This window comes from Streptomyces mesophilus (genome assembly GCF_040300965.1).
Taxonomy (GTDB): Bacteria; Actinomycetota; Actinomycetes; order Streptomycetales; family Streptomycetaceae; genus Streptomyces; species Streptomyces mesophilus_A.
Genome location: NZ_JBEPEW010000320.1, coordinates 1 through 1,130 on the forward strand (window position 1 = coordinate 1; position 1,130 = coordinate 1,130).

Consider the following 1,130-nt stretch of genomic DNA (forward strand, 5'->3'; position numbering starts at 1 on the left):
CCGGCGACCAGGCCCGTGAGGCCGCCTCCGTCGAGGCGCGCGCCGAGCTCACCGCAGCCCGCGCCGCCGATGCCGCCGACGCGGCCACCCGGGCGTACGAGGCCGAGCGGCGCACGGCCGACGCGCTCGCGGCCGAGGAGCGGCTCGTCGAGCTGCTCGGGCTGCCCGCCGCAGATGCCGTACGCGGGGGAGTGTCCTCCACCGAATCCGTACGCGGGGGAGTCTCCTCCACCGATGCCGTACGCGGGGGAGTGCCGAAGCCCCGCACGGACGGCGCCGGGGACGAGAGCGTCCAAGGGCAGCTCACCGCCGCCGAGTTGGACCGTTACGCCGACGAGCTCAAGGAGCTCCTCGAGTCCGGTGTGGCCGGCGCCGAGCGCCAGCTGTTCGACCTGCGCACCGCCGCGGCCGACGACTCCCGGATCCTCGGCGCGCTCGGTGACGGCGGACTGCTCCCGCCCGGACCCGACGTCCTGGCCACCGTGGAGTACCTCGGCGAACACGGCATCCCCGCCCTGCCGGGCTGGCGCTACCTCGCCCAGGCCGTCGCGCCCGCCGACCATGCCCGGGTCCTTGCCGCGCGTCCCGAGCTGGTCGACGGTGTGGTCATCACCGACCCCGACACACATGCCCGGGCACGGGAAGTCCTGGGCGCGGCCGCGCTGTTGCCGCGGTCCGCGGTGGCCGTCGGCACGGCCGCCGCGCTGCTCGCTCCGACACCGGCCGAGCAGGACGGTGCGGGAGCCGTCTTCCTCGTACCGCCGAACCCGGCCATGCACGACGAACAGGCCGCGGACGAGGAGCGGCAGACGCTGCGCGCCCGCGCCACGCAGCGCGACGAGGAGATCCGGGCGCTCGCCGCCCGCCTGGGCAAGGACCGCGAGCTCGCGGCCCGGCTCTCGTCCTGGCGCGCGGGCTGCCCGGCAGGACGGCTGGCGGAGCTCGAGGAGGCCGCGACCGCCGCCCGTACCTTCGCCGAAGAGTCCGAGACCGAGCTCGCCGAGGCGCGCACCGCCCGCGCCGAGGCCGATGAGGCGGCGGCCGACGCCGCCCGTGTACGGGACGAGAAGCAGGACGCCGCCCAGCGCGCCCGCCGCGCCGCGGACGCCCTCGCGGGCCTGGCGTTCCGG

General features: G+C 77.3%; 1 pseudogene. It reads left to right on the forward strand.

Annotated elements, in window-relative coordinates:
- Positions 1 to 1,130 (forward strand): annotated as a pseudogene (locus tag ABT367_RS41400) (hypothetical protein); the annotation flags it as partial.